Origin of the sequence: Pseudomonas reactans (assembly GCF_013387025.1) — a bacterium.
GTDB classification, from domain to species: domain Bacteria; phylum Pseudomonadota; class Gammaproteobacteria; order Pseudomonadales; family Pseudomonadaceae; genus Aquipseudomonas; species Aquipseudomonas reactans.
In genome coordinates this window covers 13,601-30,822 of record NZ_JACAQP010000027.1, presented here as the reverse complement: position 1 = coordinate 30,822, position 17,222 = coordinate 13,601, and the positions used below count along the sequence as shown (strand labels likewise).

Below are 17,222 nucleotides of genomic sequence, written 5' to 3'. Positions count from 1 at the left end.
ACTTGTAGCTGAACGATAGCTGGAATTCGGCGTTTTTTTACACGCAAAGTGCCGCCTGTCCCAGAGAGTCGGGCAATCGCCGCCTTAAACTGCTAAAGTGCCGCCCGTTATTACTTATGAGGATTGTTCCAATGGCGACTAACCGTTCCCAGCGTCTGCGCAAAAAACTGTGCGTTGATGAATTTCAAGAGCTGGGTTTCGAACTGAACCTGGACTTCAACGAAGGCCTGAGTGAAGAAGCTATCGACGCTTTCCTCGAAGCATTCATCAAAGAAGCCATGGAAGCCAACGGTCTGGGCTATGTGGGCGGCGATGACTTCGGTCTGGTTTGCCTGCAGAAGCGCGGCTCGGTCTCCGAAGAGCAGCGTGCTGCTGTTGAAGCCTGGCTGAAAACCCGTTCCGAGCTGACCAAGGCTGAAGTCAGCCCGCTGCTGGACGTGTGGTATCCGGAAAAGCCGATCAACGCGGCTAAGTGATACTGAAAAAAACGGCGACCTCAGGGTCGCCGTTTTTTTATACCTTGCGCCAGTTCAGGATCAGCAACGTCAACACCCCCGCCACGATTCCCCAGAACGCCGACCCGATGGAAAACAGCGTCAAGCCAGACGCGGTAACCATAAAGGTGATCAGCGCCGCTTCCCGTTCCTTCGGCTCATTCATGGCGATGCTCAAGCCATTGATGATCGAGCCAAACAGTGCCAATGCCGCAATCGACAGCACCAGTTCCTTGGGCAAAGCTGCGAACAAGGCCGCCAAGGTCGCGCCAAACACCCCGGCAATCCCGTAGAACACCCCGCACCACACGGCGGCGGTGTAGCGCTTGTTACGGTCTTCATGAGCATGGGGACCGGTGCAGATGGCCGCGCTGATCGCTGCCAGGTTGATGCCGTGGGAGCCGAACGGCGACAGCACCAATGAGGCCAGGCCGGTGGCGGTGATCAGCGGCGAGGCGGGTACGTTGTAACCGTCGGCCCTGAGCACGGCGACGCCGGGCATGTTCTGGGATGTCATCGCCACGACGAACAACGGGATGCCGATGCTGATGGTGGCAGCCAGCGAGAAGTGCGGCGTGGTCCACACCGGCGTCGCCACTTCCAGGTGAAAACCACTGAAGTCCAGCAACCCCATCAATCCGGACAATACGGTGCCGATCACCAATGCCGCCAGCACCGCATAACGCGGCGACAGGCGCTTGATCACCAGATAAGTGAAGAACATCCCCAGCACCAGCCCGGTGCGATGCTGCGCGGCGACGAAGATTTCGCTGCCGATCTTGAACAGAATCCCCGCCAACAAGGCCGCCGCCAGTGACGCCGGGATGCGCTTGACCAGTTTTTCAAAGCTGCCGGTCAGCCCGCAGATCGTCACCAGCACCGCACAGGTGATGTAGGCACCGATGGCCTCGCCATAACTCACGCCGCCCAGGCTGGTGATCAGCAGTGCCGCGCCCGGCGTCGACCAGGCAATGGTGATCGGCGTGCGATAGCGCAGGGACAAGCCGATGCTGCACACCGCCATGCCGATGGAAATCGCCCAGATCCATGAAGAAATCTGCGCCGTGGTCAAACCGGCGGCTTGCCCGGCCTGAAACATCAGGACCAGGGAGCTGGTGTAGCCGGTCATCATGGCGATGAAGCCGGCGACGATGGCCGAGGGAGAGGTGTCGGCCAATGGGCGCAGAGGCGCTTGGGCGGCGTCAGTCATCAAGAGGTGTTCCTTGGCTAGACTACTGTAGGAGCGAGCTTGCTCGCGAAAAACGTCAATGCTGACGCGGGCATACGGGATGGTCGTGGCGCTCTCAGGTTCTTCGCGAGCAAGCTCGCTCCTACAGTGGGATGTCGTTCATGGGAAATCTTGGATTCAAGCCTAAACTCAAACGTAACGACTCATTGCAATACAGCCGACGCCGCAAACAGCCGTACAGTGTGTTGGCGCATCCGGTTGTGTACAATGTGCCCTGTTTTTAGGTGATACTTGCCAGCGACCCGCTGTTGCCGTATTACCGTTAATTCGCCGCCGTTCTCCAAACCCGAGTGCCCATGAACGAACAGTTGCAACCTCTCAAGAAACAACCGCGAGCCGGCAAGGCCGGTCGCAGCGGAACCCAGGACGATATCGTCTACGCGCATATCTTCGAGGCGATCCTCGAACAACGCCTGGCACCCGGCACCAAATTGAGTGAAGAGGCACTGGGCGAAATCTTCGGCGTGAGCCGCACCATCATTCGCCGCGCCTTGTCGCGCCTGGCCCATGAAGGCGTGGTACTGCTGCGGCCCAATCGCGGTGCGGTGGTGGCCAGCCCGAGCGTCGAAGAAGCCCGCCAGGTGTTCCTTGCGCGGCGTCTGGTGGAGCGGGCGATCACCGAGTTGGCGGTACAACACGCTACGGCCGAACAACTGGCCGAGCTGCGCCAGATGGTCAACGACGAGCGCGACAGCTTCTCCCGTGGCGATCGTGGCGCCGGTATCCGCCTCTCCGGCGAATTCCACCTCAAGCTGGCCGAAGCGGCGAAGAACGCGCCGCTGATCAGCTTCCAGCGCAGCCTGGTGTCCCAGACCTCATTGATCATCGCTCAGTACGAAAGCGGCAACCGCTCGCACTGCTCCTACGACGAGCATACCCAACTGATCGATGCGATCGAAGCGCGGGACGCGGTGTTGGCGGTGAACCTGATGATGCATCACATGGACCACATCGACAGCAAGCTCAACCTCGATGAAGAGAGCGCGTCGGATGATCTGCATGCAGTGTTCTCGCATTTGTTGCAGACCAAGAAGCCGGGTCGCTCCTCAATAAAGCTGTAATTTCCCTGATTCACCGGGGACAAAAATGTGGGAGCGGGCTTGCTCGCGAATGCGGTGGATCAGTCAATACATCTGTTGACTGACACCCCGCATTCGCGAGCAAGCCCGCTCCCACATTTGTTTTATGGTGTTCTTGGGACTAGCGCTGGTGCACCAGCTGCCCGGCCGCATAGGTCTGCAACACCGTCCGGTCATCCCCCAGCGTCATCAGCACAAACAACGTCTCGGCAATGTTCTTCGCCTGCTTCAGGCGATAGCTCAGCAGCGGCGTCGCGTTGTAGTCCAGTACCAGGAAGTCCGCATCGGTGCCCGGTTGCAACGTGCCGATCTTGTCTTCCAAGCGCAATGCACGCGCGCCGCCCAGCGTTGCCAGGTAAAGCGATTTGAACGGGCTCAACCGCGCGCCCTGCAATTGCATGACCTTGTAGGCTTCGTTCAGGGTTTGCAGCAGCGAGAAACTGGTGCCGCCGCCCACGTCCGTGCCCAAGCCCACATTCAGTTTGTGCTTCTCAGCCATCGGCAGGTTGAACAAACCGCTGCCGAGGAAGAAGTTCGAGGTCGGGCAGAACGCGACAGCCGAACCGGTTTGCGCCAACCGCGCACATTCGTCATCACACAGGTGCACGCCATGGGCAAACACCGAGCGCTCGCCCAGCAGTTTGTAGTGGTCGTACACATCCAGATAGCCTTTGCGCTCCGGGAACAGTTCCTTCACCCACTCGACTTCCTGCTTGTTCTCACTGATGTGAGTCTGCATGTACAGGTCCGGGTATTCCCCCAGCAGTTGCCCAGCCAGCGCCAGTTGCTCGGGTGTGCTGGTCGGTGCAAAACGTGGGGTGACCGCGTAGTGCAGGCGACCCTTGCCGTGCCAGCGTTCGATCAGCGCCTTGCTTTCCTGGTAGCCGGATTCGGCGGTGTCGGTCAGGTAGTCCGGCGCATTGCGGTCCATCATCACCTTGCCGGCGATCATGCGCAGGTCGAGTTTCTCGGCGGCTTCAAAGAACGCATTCACTGACTGTGGGTGCACGCTGCCAAACACCAGCGCGGTGGTGGTGCCATTGCGCAGCAGTTCCTTGATGAAAATATCCGCGACTTCTTCGGCGTGGGCCTTGTCGGCGAACTGGCTTTCGCACGGGAAGGTGTAGGTGTTGAGCCAGTCCAGCAACTGCTCGCCATAGGCGCCGACCATGCCGGTTTGCGGCAGGTGGATGTGGGTGTCGATCAGGCCGGGCGTGATCAGTGCGTCCTGGTAATGGGTGATTTCGATGTCGGCAGGCAGAGTTGGCAGCAAATCGCTGGCATGACCAACAGCACTGATCTGACCGTTTTCGATCACCAGCAGGCCATCTTCGAAATATTCGTAGGAGGCGTCGATCCCCACTTCAGCAGGGTCGGCGATGCTGTGCAGAAGGGCGGCACGGTAGGCTTTGCGAGTCAAAGGCATGGTGATCTCAATTCAAAGGGCTTGGCTGCGACGTGAAGCCGGCAGCAGTTTGGCAATAGGTTCGGCGCTGGCGGTGTGCTGGCCGAAATTGGCGTTATAGGTGGCGATGATTTCGCCGGCGATGGAGATGGCGATTTCCACCGGCAACTTGCCCTTCACCTCGGTGAGGCCCATGGGGCAGCGCATGCGTTGCAACTGTGCGGCGTCGAAGCCGCGATCACGCAGACGGTGTTCGAACTTGACCCGCTTGGTCTTCGAGCCGATCAGGCCGAAGTAGGCGAAGTCATTGCGCTTGAGCAGGGCGGCGGTGAGTTCCAGGTCCAGCGCGTGATTATGGGTCATGACGATGCAGTAACTGCCCACTGGCAGGTCGGCAATTTCGTCGACCGGCTCTTCGCTGACGATTTTACGCACGCCCTGAGGGATATGTTCTGGAAACTCCTGTTCACGGGAGTCGATCCAGCGCACCCGGCACGGCAAGCTGGCCAGCAACGGTACCAGCGCGCGGCCGACGTGGCCGGCGCCAAACACCGCGATCTGCGCCTGCACCTGGCCCATGGGTTCGAACAGCAGCACGGTCACGCCGCCGCAGCACTGGCCCAGGCTGGCGCCCAGGCTGAAGCGCTCAAGGTGGGTGTTCTGCTGACCGCGTACGAGCATGTCGCGGGCGATCTGCATCGCCTTGTATTCCAGGTGCCCGCCGCCGATGGTGTCGAAGGTTTGCGCGGCGCTGATCACCATCTTCGAACCGGCATTGCGCGGCGTGGAGCCGAGTTCTTCGATGATGGTTACCAATACGCAGGGTTCACCCCGGTTCTGCAGGTCGGCGAGGGCGCTGATCCAGTTGTTCATGTCTACCTCAACATTTCTGTTGTCAGTTCGGCCGTCTTCGCGAGCTAGCCCGCTCCCACATGGGAATGCATTACAAATGTGGGAGCGGGCTTGCTCGCGAAGGCCGCGCCTCGGTCTAAAGCGAAGCCATCTCGGTATCAGCTTCAACCACCTTCGCCGCCGTCAACTTGCGCATTTGCTCACACCCCCACAACACCCGCTCCGGTGTCGCCGGCGCATCAATCTTGGGCTGATGGCGATAGTCACCCAGGCTCGCCACCGCATCCTTGATCGCGCACCACGAAGCAATCCCGAGCATGAACGGCGGCTCGCCCACGGCCTTGGAGTGGAACACCGTGTCTTCCGGGTTCTTGCGGTTTTCCACCAGCTTCACTCGCAGGTCCAGCGGCATATCCGCCACGGCCGGGATCTTGTAGCTGGCCGGGCCGTTGGTCATCAGCTTGCCCTTGTTGTTCCACACCAGCTCTTCCATGGTCAGCCAGCCCATGCCTTGGATAAAGCCGCCTTCGACCTGGCCAATGTCGATTGCCGGGTTCAGCGAGGCGCCGACGTCGTGGAGGATGTCGGTGCGCAGCATCTTGTATTCGCCGGTCAGGGTGTCGACGATCACTTCGCAACAGGCCGCACCGAACGCGAAGTAGTAGAACGGCCGACCGCGCGACTGGCTGCGGTCATAGAAGATTTTCGGGGTCTTGTAGAAGCCGGTGCTGGAGAGCGAAACCTGGGCGAAGTACGCCTGTTGGATCAGCGCCTCGAAGGTGAGGATCTGATCGCGCACGCGCACATGGCCGTTGTGGAATTCCACGTCTGCTTCGCTCACGTCGTACTTGCGTGCGGCGAATTCCACCAGGCGTTGCTTGATGGTTTCGGCGGCGTTCTGCGCAGCCTTGCCGTTCAGGTCGGCCCCGCTGGAAGCCGCCGTTGGCGAGGTGTTGGGCACCTTGTCGGTGTTGGTAGCGGTGATCTGCACGCGGTCGATTTCGACCTGGAACACTTCGGCCACCACCTGCGCAACTTTGGTGTTCAAACCCTGGCCCATCTCGGTGCCGCCATGGTTCAGGTGGATGCTGCCATCGGTGTAGATATGGATCAGCGCACCGGCCTGGTTGAGGAAGCTGGCGGTAAACGAAATGCCGAATTTCACCGGGGTCAGCGCCAGGCCTTTTTTCAGGATCGGGCTGTGGGCGTTGTACAGGCGGATCGCTTCGCGGCGCTCGGCGTATTGGCTGCTGGCTTCAAGCTCGGCGGTCATCTCTTCGAGCATGTTGTGCTCGACGGTCTGGTAGTAGTGGGTGACGTTGCGCTCGGTCTTGCCGTAGTAATTGACCTTGCGCACGGCCAGCGGATCGAGGGCCAGGTGGCGGGCGATGGCGTCCATCACTTCCTCGATGGCGACCATGCCTTGTGGCCCGCCGAAACCGCGATAAGCGGTGTTGGAGGCGGTGTTGGTCTTGCAGCGATGGCCGTTGACCGTGGCGTCGCCCAGGTAATACGAGTTGTCGGAGTGGAACATCGCACGGTCGACAATCGAGTTCGACAGGTCCGGCGAGCAGCCGCAGTTACCCGCCAACTCCAGGTTGATCCCGTGCAGGCGCCCCGTGTCGTCGAAGCCCACGTCATATTCGATATAGAAGGGGTGGCGCTTGCCGGTCATCAGCATGTCTTCGACGCGCGGCAGGCGCATCTTGGTCGGCTGACCGGTGAGGCGTGCAACCACCGCGCACAGGCACGCCGGGCTGGCCGCCTGGGTTTCCTTGCCGCCGAAACCACCGCCCATGCGGCGCATGTCCACGACGATTTTGTTCATCGACACGTCCAGCACTTCGGCCACCAGTTTCTGCACTTCGGTGGGGTTCTGCGTGGAGCAGTAGACAATCATGCCGCCGTCTTCGGTGGGCATTACCGAGGAGATCTGGGTTTCCAGGTAGAAGTGTTCCTGGCCGCCGATATGCAGCGTGCCCTGGATGCGGTTTTTTGCGGTGGCCAAGGCGCCGGCCGAATCGCCGCGTTGGTGAGTGTGGCTGTCCAGCACGAAATGCTTCTTGCGGAAGGCCTCGACCACGTCCAGCACCGGTTCCAGGTCTTCATATTCGATCACGGCGGCCATGGCGGCCTTACGCGCGGTTTCCAGGTCACGGGCGGCGACCGCCAGCACGACCTGGCCGACGAACTGCACGGTGTCGATGGCCAGCAATGGATCGCCCGGCATCAATGGGCCGATGTCTTTCAGCCCCGGCACGTCTTCGTGGGTGATGACAATGCGCACGCCTTCAAAGGCGTAGCAGGGCGCGGTGTCGATGCTGAGGATGCGGGCGTGGGCGCGGTCGGACATCCGCGCATACAGGTGCAGTTGGTTGGGGAATTCCAGGCGGTCATCGATGTACTGCGCTTCGCCGGACACGTGCTTGGCGGCGCTGTCATGCTTGACGCTGCGACCGACCCCGGAAGTGAGGTCCTGGGCGAACAGCTCGGTGAGTTCGGCCTGGGTTTTAACGACGGCGTGATGGTTAGACATAAGCGGTCACCCGAGTCTCGATGTGCGGCGTTTGCAGTTCGATGAAGTATTTGCGCAGCAGGTTCTGCGCGCTGAGCAGGCGGTATTCCTTGCTGGCGCGGAAGTCCGACAACGGGGTGAAATCCTCGGCCAGGGCGGCGCAGGCTTTTTCCACGGTGGCGGAGTTCCAGGTGGCGCCAACCAACGCGGCTTCGCAGCTTTTGGCGCGTTTTGGCGTGGCAGCCATGCCGCCGAACGCGACGCGGGCCTCGTTGATCACGCCGTTTTCGATCTTCAGGTTGAACGCGGCGCAGACGGCGGAAATATCATCGTCCAGGCGCTTGGAGACTTTGTAGGCGCGGAACAGCGTGTGGCCTTTGGGCACGATGATCTTCTCGATGAACTCGCTGTCCTGGCGCGCGGTGACGCGGTAGTCGATGAAGTAATCTTCCAGCGCCAAGGTGCGGCGGGTTTCGCCTTTGCACAAGACGATCTGCGCGCCCAAGGCAATCAACAGCGGCGGTGAATCCCCAATCGGCGAGGCGTTGCCGATGTTGCCGCCCAGGGTGCCTTGGTTGCGGATCTGCAAGGAGGCGAAGCGGTGCAGCAGCTCGCCGAAGTCCGGGTACTCATGGTGCAGTGCGGTGTAGCAGTCGGAGAGGGCGGTGGCGGCGCCGATTTCCAGGCGGTCGTCGAAGTCGTCGATGCGCTTCATTTCTTCAATGTTGCCGACGTAGATCATCACCGGCAGCGTGCGGTGGAACTGGGTGACTTCCAGCGCCAGGTCGGTGCCGCCCGCCAACAAGCGCGCTTGCGGGTAGGCGTCATAAAGGTCGGCCAGGTCGGTGACGGTCAGCGGCACGAGGCAGCGTTTGTCGCCGCTGTTGAGTTCACCGGTTTGCGTCGGCGCGATGGCTTTGAGGCGGGCAATGGTCTCGGCCTGCCGGCTGTCGAACTGATCCTGGGGTTTGTTGCAGCAGGCCTGTTCGGCGGCCGCAAGGATCGGGCGATACCCGGTGCAGCGACACAGGTTGCCGGCCAGGGCTTCGTGGGCTTTTTGGCTGTCGGGCGCATCACTGTTCTTTTGCAGGGCGAACAACGACATCACGAAGCCTGGGGTGCAAAAGCCGCATTGCGAGCCGTGGCATTCGACCATGGCTTGCTGGACGCTGTGCAGTTGGCCCTGGTGCTTGAGGTCTTCGACGCTGATCAGTTGCTTGCCGTGCAACGACGACACAAAGGTCAGGCACGAATTGAGACTGCGATAGCGGATCTGCTCGGCGCCTTGATCATCTGTGTGCAGTTCGCCGACCACCACGGTGCACGCACCGCAATCGCCGCTGGCGCAGCCTTCCTTGGTGCCGGATTTGCCCAGATGCTCACGCAGATAGTTGAGCACCGTCAGGTTGGGGTCCAGGGCGTGCTCGCTACGGAGTTCCTGGTTAAGTAAAAACTGGATCACGGAAGGCCTCGCAGACTCATTATTGTTGTTAACCGCTTTGCGCCGAATCTAGTCATGTCTGACTTTTCGGTCAACGATTTTCTGACCAGAAGGTCAAGAAAATGCAGTCGCAACACTTTCAATTATGGTCCAGTCTTCTGGAACCGGCGTTTTTGGGGGCTTGTGGGTGTTCATCATTGCTTATTCCGTGCCAAATTCTGAAAGGTGGGCGTAGCGCCATCAGCCAGCCAATGCGCTACACTGCCGCGCTTGTACCGATAGAAGATTTTGAAGGGAAAACATGACGTTCAAGGCGCCGGACAGTCTCGCCGAGCAAATTGCTCACCACCTCGCCGAACGCATCATTCGCGGCGATCTCAAGCCTGGGGAGCGGATCCAGGAGCAAAAGGTCACGCTGGCACTCAATGTCAGCCGTGGTTCCGTGCGCGAAGCCTTGCTGATCCTCGAACGTCGCCACCTGATCGCGATCCTGCCGCGCCGTGGCGCCCACGTCACCGAACTCACGGCGCACAAGGTGCAGAGCCTGTGCACCTTGATGGGCGAGCTGTACATCCTGCTCGGCAACGCGGTGGCCCAAGGCTGGCAGACCCAGGCCGACATGGCGCCGTTCATGCAGATCCAGCAGCGCCTGATCGCCAGCTTCGAACGCCAGGACATCCGTGCCTTCGTCGAAGAAAGCTTCAACGTGATGCGCGCCGCGTACCCGTTTGCCAACAACCCGTACCTGCAAGAAACCGTCGAGAACCTGCAACCGGCGATGAACCGCGCTTACTACCTGGCGCTGGATCAACGCAAGGCGTCCATGAGCGAGTACCTGGTGCTGTTCGAGCAACTGCTCGCCGCCGTACTGGCCCGTGACCTGCCGCAGATCCGCCAAGTGCTGTCGGCCTACGGCGAACGTAGTTGCTCGCTGGTCATCGCTGCGTTGGCGGACGCCTAAACGTGCGGCTCAAGTGCATCAAACTGGCGGGGTTCAAATCCTTCGTCGACCCGACCACGGTGAACTTCCCCAGTAATATGGCGGCGGTGGTCGGGCCCAATGGTTGCGGTAAGTCGAACATCATCGACGCCGTCCGTTGGGTGATGGGCGAGAGCTCGGCCAAGAACCTGCGTGGCGAGTCGATGACCGACGTCATCTTCAACGGCTCCACCAGCCGCAAGCCGGTGAGCCAGGCCAGCATCGAACTGGTGTTCGATAACTCCGACGGCACCTTGATCGGCGAGTACGCGGCCTACGCGGAAATCTCCATTCGCCGCAAAGTGACGCGCGACAGCCAGAACAGCTACTTCCTCAACGGCACCAAGTGTCGCCGTCGGGACATTACCGATATTTTCCTCGGCACCGGCCTGGGCCCGCGCAGCTACTCGATCATCGAGCAGGGCATGATCTCCAAGCTGATCGAAGCCAAGCCCGAAGACCTGCGTAACTTCATCGAGGAAGCGGCCGGCATCTCCAAGTACAAGGAGCGCCGCCGCGAGACTGAGAACCGTATTCGCCGCACCCATGAAAACCTCGCCCGCCTGACTGACCTGCGCGAAGAGCTGGAGCGTCAACTTGAACGCCTGCACCGCCAGGCCCAGGCCGCCGAGAAGTATCAGGAATACAAGGGCGAAGAACGCCAGCTCAAGGCGCAACTCTCGGCCCTGCGCTGGCAGGCGCTGAATGATCAGGTCGGCCAGCGTGAAGCGATCATCGGCACCCAGGAAATCAGCTTTGAAGCCCTGGTGGCCGAGCAGCGCAACGCCGACGCCAGCATCGAACGCCTGCGTGACGGTCACCATGACCTGTCCGAACGCTTCAATCTGGTGCAGGGCCGGTTCTACTCGGTGGGAGGCGACATTGCCCGCGTCGAGCAGAGCATCCAGCACGGCCAGCAGCGCCTGCGCCAATTGCAGGATGATTTGAAGGAAGCCGAGCGCGCACGCCTGGAGACTGAATCCCACCTGGGCCACGACCGCACCTTGCTGCTGACCCTTGGCGAAGAGCTGGACATGCTCACCCCTGAGCAGGAAATCACCAGCGCCGCCGCCGAAGAAGCCGCCGCCGCCCTGGAAGAATCCGAAACCACCATGCATGGTTGGCAGGAGCAGTGGGACACCTTCAACCTGCAATCCGCCGAGCCTCGCCGCCAGGCCGAGGTGCAGCAGTCGCGCATCCAGCAACTGGAAACCAGCATGGAGCGTTTGGCCGAGCGCCAGCGCCGGATGCAGGAAGAGCGTGCACTGCTGTCCGCCGACCCGGAAGACGCGGCGATCATGGAGCTGAGCGAGCAACTGGCCGAAAGCGAAATGACGCTGGAAGAGCTGGAAGCCAGTGAAGAGCAACAAGTGGAGCGCCTGGAGCAATTGCGTCAGCAGCTGCAACAGGCGACCCAGGCGCAGCAGCAGGCCCAGGGTGATTTGCAGCGGCTCAACGGTCGCTTGGCATCCTTGGAAGCCTTGCAGCAAGCCGCGCTGGACCCAGGCACCGGCACCGCCGAATGGCTGCGCGATCAGCATCTGGCCGAGCGCCCACGATTGGCCGAAGGCTTGAAAGTGGAAGCAGGCTGGGAACTGGCGGTAGAAACCGTGCTCGGCGCCGATCTGCAAGCCGTATTGGTCGACGACTTCGCTGGTTTCGATCTGGCCGGTTTTGCCCAAGGCGATTTGCGTCTGCTCAGCCCGGCCGTCGATGGCACGCGGGTGCCGGGCAGTCTGTTGGATAAGGTAGAAGCGGCGATTGATCTGTCACCCTGGTTGGGCCAGGTCAAGCCGGTTGAATCCCTTGAGCAGGCTCTGGCCCAACGCGGCCAACTTGCGGCCGGTGAAAGCCTGATCAGCCGCGACGGCTACTGGGTCGGCCGGCACTTCCTGCGCGTACGTCGCGCCAGTGAAGCCGAAAGCGGCGTATTGGCCCGTGGCCAGGAAATCGTCAACCTGATCGCCGAACGCGAAGAACGCGAAGCCACCCTGGAAAGCCTGGAAACCGAACTGCAAACCCTGCGCGCCACTCAGCGCCAGCAAGAGACCGGCCGCGAACACCTGCGCCGCCTGCTGCAGGACGAAGCGCGCCAGCAAGGCGAACTGAAAGCCCAGCTTTCCGCCAGCAAAGCCAAGGTCGAGCAACTGACCCTGCGCCGCACCCGCCTCGACGAAGAAGTCGCCGAGATGGGCGAGCAACGCGCCCTGGAACACGAACAGGTCGGCGAAGCACGCCTGCAATTGCAGGAGGCCCTCGACAGCATGGCGCTGGACACCGAGCAGCGCGAACTGCTGCTGGCCCAGCGCGACAGCCTGCGCGAACGCCTCGACCGCGTGCGTCAGGAAGCCCGTCAGCACAAGGATCACGCTCACCAGTTGGCAGTGCGCTTGGGCTCGCTCAAGGCCCAGCACGCGTCCACGGCCCAGGCCCTTGAACGCCTGGAGATGCAGTCCGAGCGCCTCACCGAAAAGCGCGAACAACTGAGCCTCAACCTGGAAGAGGGCGAAGCGCCGCTGGAAGAGCTGCGCCTCAAGCTTGAAGAATTGCTCGACAAGCGCATGACCGTCGACGAAGAACTCAAGACTGCGCAGATCGCCCTGGAAGACGCCGACCGCGAGTTACGCGACGCTGAAAAACGCCGCACCCAGGCCGAGCAGCAATCCCAGCTGATCCGTGGCCAGCTCGAACAACAGCGCATGGAATGGCAAGCCCTGACCGTGCGCCGCAAAACCCTGCAAGACCAGTTGCTGGAAGACGGCTACGACTTGCACGGCGTGCTCAATACCCTGACCGCCCAGGCCAACGAGAAAGAAGCCGAAGAAGAACTTGAGCGGATTGCTGCGCGTATTCAACGCCTGGGCGCGATCAACTTGGCGGCCATCGACGAGTATCAGCAACAGTCCGAGCGTAAACGTTATCTGGATGCCCAGGACGCCGACCTGGTCGAAGCCCTGGACACCCTGGAAAACGTGATCCGCAAGATCGACAAGGAAACCCGTAACCGCTTCAAAGATACCTTTGATCAGATTAATGGCGGTTTACAGGCTTTATTCCCAAAAGTTTTCGGCGGTGGCAGCGCTTACTTGGAACTGACGGGCGAAGATCTACTCGATACAGGGGTGACGATCATGGCGCGGCCTCCGGGCAAGAAGAACAGCACCATCCATTTGTTGTCCGGCGGCGAAAAAGCCCTGACCGCATTGGCCCTGGTATTTGCCATCTTCAAGTTGAACCCGGCGCCGTTCTGCATGCTCGACGAAGTTGACGCCCCGCTGGATGACGCTAACGTTGGACGGTACGCGCGGTTGGTCAAAGAGATGTCCCAGACCGTGCAGTTCATCTATATCACCCACAACAAGATCGCCATGGAGATGGCGGATCAATTGATGGGCGTAACGATGCACGAACCGGGCTGTTCGCGTCTGGTGGCGGTGGATGTGGAAGAAGCGATGGCAATGGTGGAGTCTTGATCCATGCCGGGACAGAATTTTTATAGCACGCGGTAAGACGCTTTACCGGTCTGGCGAAAGTGGCAAATGGACATATTTGTTCAAGGCATTTTGACAGACGGTGTAAAGTTATCTTTGGTCGTGCTAGTTTAATGTCAAATTTTCGTATGCGTGGGCAAAACGTCAGTCAGAACATAGAGTTGGCGCCACGTTTTAAAGCGGTTTGCACGTTGCTAAACCCCTTATTTTTCAGCATTTTTTATTAGAGGCACGGGATTACATGGAAATCGGTCTGCGCGAGTGGCTGATCGTCATCGGCATTATTGTCATTGCCGGTATTCTTTTTGATGGCTGGCGCCGCATGCGCGGTGGCAAGGGCAAGCTCAAATTCCGTCTGGACCGCAACCTGTCCAACTTGCCTGACGACGACGGCAGCGCCGAGCTGCTGGGGCCGCCCCGTGTCCTGGATACCCATAAAGAACCGCAACTGGACGAGCACGACTTGCCGTCGATGAGCGCGCCGGTGCGTGAAGCCCGCGAGCCGTCTTCCAAACGTGGCAAGCGCGCCGCGCCGGTGGTGGCCGAACCGCGCCAGGCCGACCTGGACCTGGACGTTGATGACGGCCCGAGCTTCAGCAGCCGCGACGATGATTTCCCGGATGAAAACGCTGGCAAGAACGCGCCGCGCCAATCCGTGAACGACCAGCCTGCCGCCGAAGAAGTGCTGGTGATCAGCGTGATCTGCCGCGACGCCGCCGGCTTCAAGGGCCCGGCTTTGTTGCAAAATATTCTGGAAAGCGGCCTGCGTTTCGGCGAGATGGATATCTTCCACCGCCACGAAAGCATGGCCGGCAACGGCGAAGTGCTGTTCTCCATGGCCAACGCGGTCAAACCGGGCACCTTCGACCTGGACGATATCGACCTGTTCAGCACTCCAGCGGTGAGCTTCTTCCTTGGCCTGCCAGGCCCACGTCACCCGAAACAGGCGTTCGACGTGATGGTGGCCGCAGCCCGCAAGCTGTCCCAGGAACTGAATGGCGAACTCAAGGACGACCAGCGCAGCGTCCTGACCGCCCAGACCATCGAGCATTACCGTCAGCGCATCGTCGAGTTCGAGCGTCGCGCCCTGACACAAAAACGCTGAGGATTGCTCCTCGGCGTTGTCGGATAGAATAAGCGCACTAACATATTGAGCAGCTTCGGCTGCTCTTTTGCTTTCTGAGAGAACACCCATGACCGCCGCCCACACCCGCATCCTCGAACTGCGCGCTGAACTGGATCAGCACAACTACCGCTACCACGTCCTCGACGAGCCGAGCATCCCGGACGCCGAGTACGACCGGCTGTTCCATGAACTCAAGGCCCTCGAGGCCGAGCACCCGGACCTGGTCACGCGCGATTCTCCGACGCAGCGGGTCGGTAGTGCGGCGTTGTCGGCATTCACCCAGGTCAAGCATGAGACCCCCATGCTCAGCCTCGGCAACGCCTTTGACGAAACAACCATGCTGGAATTCGATCGCCGGGTCACCGAAGGCCTCGACCTGCCGGCCGGCGATCTGTTTGGCGGTGGCGCGGTGGTGGAATATAGCTGCGAACCTAAGCTGGATGGCCTGGCGGTCAGCCTGCTGTATCAGGACGGCGAACTGGTACGCGGCGCAACCCGTGGCGACGGCACCACCGGCGAAGACATCAGCGTCAACGTACGCACCGTGCGCAATATCCCGTTGAAACTGCACGGCAGCGGCTGGCCGGCGACCCTGGAAGTGCGCGGTGAAGTGTTCATGTCCAAGGCCGGTTTCGAGCGGCTCAACGCCTCGCAACTGGAAGTAGGCGGCAAGACTTTCGCCAACCCGCGCAACGCCGCTGCCGGCAGCCTGCGTCAGTTGGATTCGAAGATCACCGCCAGCCGACCCTTGGAATTCTGCTGCTACGGCGTGACCACTGATATCAGCGACACCCACATCGGCAACCTGCAACAGTTGCAGAAATGGGGCATGCCCATCAGCCATGAGCTGAAGCTGGCCAAGGGCATCCAGGATTGCCTGGACTACTACCGCGATATTGGCGAGCGCCGTAACAGCCTGCCGTATGAGATTGACGGCGTGGTCTTCAAGGTCAACAGCATCGCTTCCCAGCGTGAACTGGGTTTCCGTGCCCGCGAACCACGCTGGGCCATCGCCCACAAATTCCCTGCCTTGGAAGAGCTGACCGAATTGCTCGACGTGGAGTTCCAGGTCGGCCGTACCGGTGCCGTCACGCCGGTGGCGCGCCTTAAACCGGTCAAGGTCGCGGGTGTCACCGTGTCCAACGCCACCTTGCACAACATGGATGAAGTGGCGCGCCTGGGCGTGATGATCGGCGATACCGTGATCATCCGCCGCGCCGGGGATGTGATCCCACAGGTAGTCTCGGTGGTGCTTGAGCGCCGCCCGGAGAACGCCCGTGCGGTGCCGATCCCCGAGCGCTGCCCGGTGTGTGGTTCCCACGTGGAGCGCACGCAACTGGTCAAGCGCAGCAAGGGCAAGGAAACCGTCAGCGAAGGCGCGGTATACCGTTGCGTCGGGCGTCTGGCTTGTGGCGCGCAGCTCAAGCAGGCGATCATCCATTTCGTCTCGCGCCGCGCCATGGACATTGATGGTTTGGGCGACAAGACAATCGAGCAGTTGGTGGATGAAAAGCTCATTGGCTCGCCGGCCGACCTCTACAAACTCAAGTACGAACAGATCATCGACCTGGAAGGCTTTGCCGACATTTCCAGCAAGAAACTGATCACCGCTATCGAAAACAGCAAATCCCCGACCTTGGCGCGCTTTATCTACGCCCTGGGCATTCCCGATGTGGGCGAGGAGACCGCCAAGGTGCTGGCGCGCTCCCTGGCCTCGCTGGAGCGCGTGCAGAAGGCCTTGCCGGAAGTGCTGACGTACTTGCCGGACGTGGGCCTGGAAGTGGCACATGAGATTCATAGTTTCTTTGAAGACAGCCATAACCAGGACGTGATCGGCGCGCTGCTGTCGCCGCAAGAGTGTGGCCTGCAATTGCAGGAGCAGGGCGACCTGAGTGCCGAGTTCGCCGCCAGCACCACCCTGGGCGGGTTGCTCGACAAGCTGCACGTACCGAGCGTCGGCCCCGGCGCGGCGCAGAAGCTGGCGGATAAATTCGTCACCCTTGAAGGCGTGATCAAGGCCGACTGGCTGGACATGCGCCAGGCCCTGCCCGAGAAACAAGCCAAGGCCGTGCGCGAGTTCTTCGATAACGCCGAGAATGCCCGCCGCGCCCTGGCCATCGAGCAGCAGCTCAAAGACTTCGGCATGCATTGGAACAGCGAGAAGAAAGTCGTCGAAGGCTTGCCGGAGGCGGGGCATACTTGGGTGCTCACCGGCTCCCTGGAGCTGATGAGCCGCGACGTGGCCAAGGAAAAACTCGAAAGCCTCGGCGCAAAGGTGGCGGGTTCCGTGTCGGCGAAAACCCACTGCGTGGTGGCGGGGCCGGGCGCCGGTTCCAAGCTGGCCAAGGCCAGCGAGTTGGGCCTGAAGGTATTGGACGAAGAGGCTTTCGTCGCCTTCCTCGCCAAGCACAACATCACCGTCTGAACCGATCCCACTGTAGGAGCGAGCTTGCTCGCGAAAAACTTGAGAGCGCCTCGATAAACCAGGAACACTGCGTGATCGTTGACGTTCTTCGCGAGCAAGCTCGCTCCTACAGAAGGCATGTTGAACGATCGGTAACGGGAAATGATCTAGTCTCAGTCACCCAGGG

General features: G+C 60.8%; 11 protein-coding genes. 6 read left to right on the top strand and 5 right to left on the bottom strand.

Annotated elements, in window-relative coordinates:
* Positions 1–131 precede the first annotated feature (131 nt).
* Positions 132–476 carry a YggL family protein gene (locus HX793_RS21985; RefSeq protein ID WP_016979277.1) on the top strand — a complete coding sequence of 115 codons (345 nt, stop codon included), beginning with the start codon at positions 132–134 and terminating at the stop codon, positions 474–476.
* Positions 477–513: 37 nt separating this feature from the next.
* Here the strand turns inward: HX793_RS21985 and HX793_RS21980 are convergent, their stop codons facing one another.
* Positions 514–1,704 (bottom strand): benzoate/H(+) symporter BenE family transporter, encoded by a 1,191-nt coding sequence (locus tag HX793_RS21980; protein ID WP_177052328.1) that lies wholly within the window; start codon positions 1,702–1,704, stop codon positions 514–516.
* Between the two features lie 335 nt (positions 1,705–2,039).
* Between HX793_RS21980 and HX793_RS21975 the strand changes: the two genes are divergently transcribed.
* Positions 2,040–2,804, top strand: a complete 765-nt coding sequence (locus tag HX793_RS21975; RefSeq protein ID WP_016979279.1) for a GntR family transcriptional regulator — start codon at positions 2,040–2,042, stop codon at positions 2,802–2,804.
* Positions 2,805–2,943: 139 nt separating this feature from the next.
* Here the strand turns inward: HX793_RS21975 and guaD are convergent, their stop codons facing one another.
* The 4 genes from guaD to xdhA form a co-directional block, all read right to left on the bottom strand.
* Complete coding sequence (gene guaD / locus HX793_RS21970; RefSeq protein ID WP_177052327.1) at positions 2,944–4,248, bottom strand: guanine deaminase; 1,305 nt, start codon at positions 4,246–4,248, stop codon at positions 2,944–2,946.
* Positions 4,249–4,260: 12 nt separating this feature from the next.
* Positions 4,261–5,100: a xanthine dehydrogenase accessory protein XdhC gene (gene xdhC / locus HX793_RS21965; protein ID WP_177052326.1), complete on the bottom strand. Its 840-nt coding sequence runs from the start codon at positions 5,098–5,100 to the stop codon at positions 4,261–4,263.
* 115 nt (positions 5,101–5,215) lie between these two features.
* Positions 5,216–7,615: a xanthine dehydrogenase molybdopterin binding subunit gene (gene xdhB, locus HX793_RS21960; protein WP_177052325.1), complete on the bottom strand. Its 2,400-nt coding sequence runs from the start codon at positions 7,613–7,615 to the stop codon at positions 5,216–5,218.
* The gene (gene xdhA, locus HX793_RS21955; protein WP_177052324.1) at positions 7,608–9,056 is read right to left on the bottom strand and encodes a xanthine dehydrogenase small subunit; all 1,449 of its coding nucleotides are present in this window, start codon (positions 9,054–9,056) and stop codon (positions 7,608–7,610) included. Before xdhA ends, xdhB begins: the two co-directional genes overlap by 8 nt.
* 280 nt (positions 9,057–9,336) lie before the next feature.
* Here xdhA and HX793_RS21950 point away from each other — a divergent pair, with 280 nt between their 5' ends.
* From HX793_RS21950 to ligA, 4 genes are all read left to right on the top strand, one after another.
* Positions 9,337–9,996 (top strand): GntR family transcriptional regulator, encoded by a 660-nt coding sequence (locus HX793_RS21950; RefSeq protein ID WP_016979284.1) that lies wholly within the window; start codon positions 9,337–9,339, stop codon positions 9,994–9,996.
* A gap of 2 nt (positions 9,997–9,998) precedes the next feature.
* Positions 9,999–13,487, top strand: a complete 3,489-nt coding sequence (gene smc, locus HX793_RS21945) for a chromosome segregation protein SMC (protein WP_177059829.1) — start codon at positions 9,999–10,001, stop codon at positions 13,485–13,487.
* 259 nt (positions 13,488–13,746) lie between these two features.
* Positions 13,747–14,610 carry a cell division protein ZipA gene (gene zipA / locus HX793_RS21940; protein ID WP_016979286.1) on the top strand — a complete coding sequence of 288 codons (864 nt, stop codon included), beginning with the start codon at positions 13,747–13,749 and terminating at the stop codon, positions 14,608–14,610.
* 88 nt (positions 14,611–14,698) lie between these two features.
* Positions 14,699–17,056 (top strand): NAD-dependent DNA ligase LigA, encoded by a 2,358-nt coding sequence (ligA, locus tag HX793_RS21935; RefSeq protein WP_177095739.1) that lies wholly within the window; start codon positions 14,699–14,701, stop codon positions 17,054–17,056.
* Positions 17,057–17,222 lie beyond the last annotated feature (166 nt).

Coding starts and splice junctions, on each gene's coding strand:
- HX793_RS21950 (WP_016979284.1), top strand. CDS start 9,337: ATGACGTTCAAGGCGCCGGACAGTCTCGCCGAGCAAATTGCTCACCAC.
- HX793_RS21980 (WP_177052328.1), bottom strand. CDS start 1,704: ATGACTGACGCCGCCCAAGCGCCTCTGCGCCCATTGGCCGACACCTCT.
- xdhB (WP_177052325.1), bottom strand. CDS start 7,615: ATGTCTAACCATCACGCCGTCGTTAAAACCCAGGCCGAACTCACCGAG.
- HX793_RS21975 (WP_016979279.1), top strand. CDS start 2,040: ATGAACGAACAGTTGCAACCTCTCAAGAAACAACCGCGAGCCGGCAAG.
- guaD (WP_177052327.1), bottom strand. CDS start 4,248: ATGCCTTTGACTCGCAAAGCCTACCGTGCCGCCCTTCTGCACAGCATC.
- xdhC (WP_177052326.1), bottom strand. CDS start 5,100: ATGAACAACTGGATCAGCGCCCTCGCCGACCTGCAGAACCGGGGTGAA.
- ligA (WP_177095739.1), top strand. CDS start 14,699: ATGACCGCCGCCCACACCCGCATCCTCGAACTGCGCGCTGAACTGGAT.
- zipA (WP_016979286.1), top strand. CDS start 13,747: ATGGAAATCGGTCTGCGCGAGTGGCTGATCGTCATCGGCATTATTGTC.
- HX793_RS21985 (WP_016979277.1), top strand. CDS start 132: ATGGCGACTAACCGTTCCCAGCGTCTGCGCAAAAAACTGTGCGTTGAT.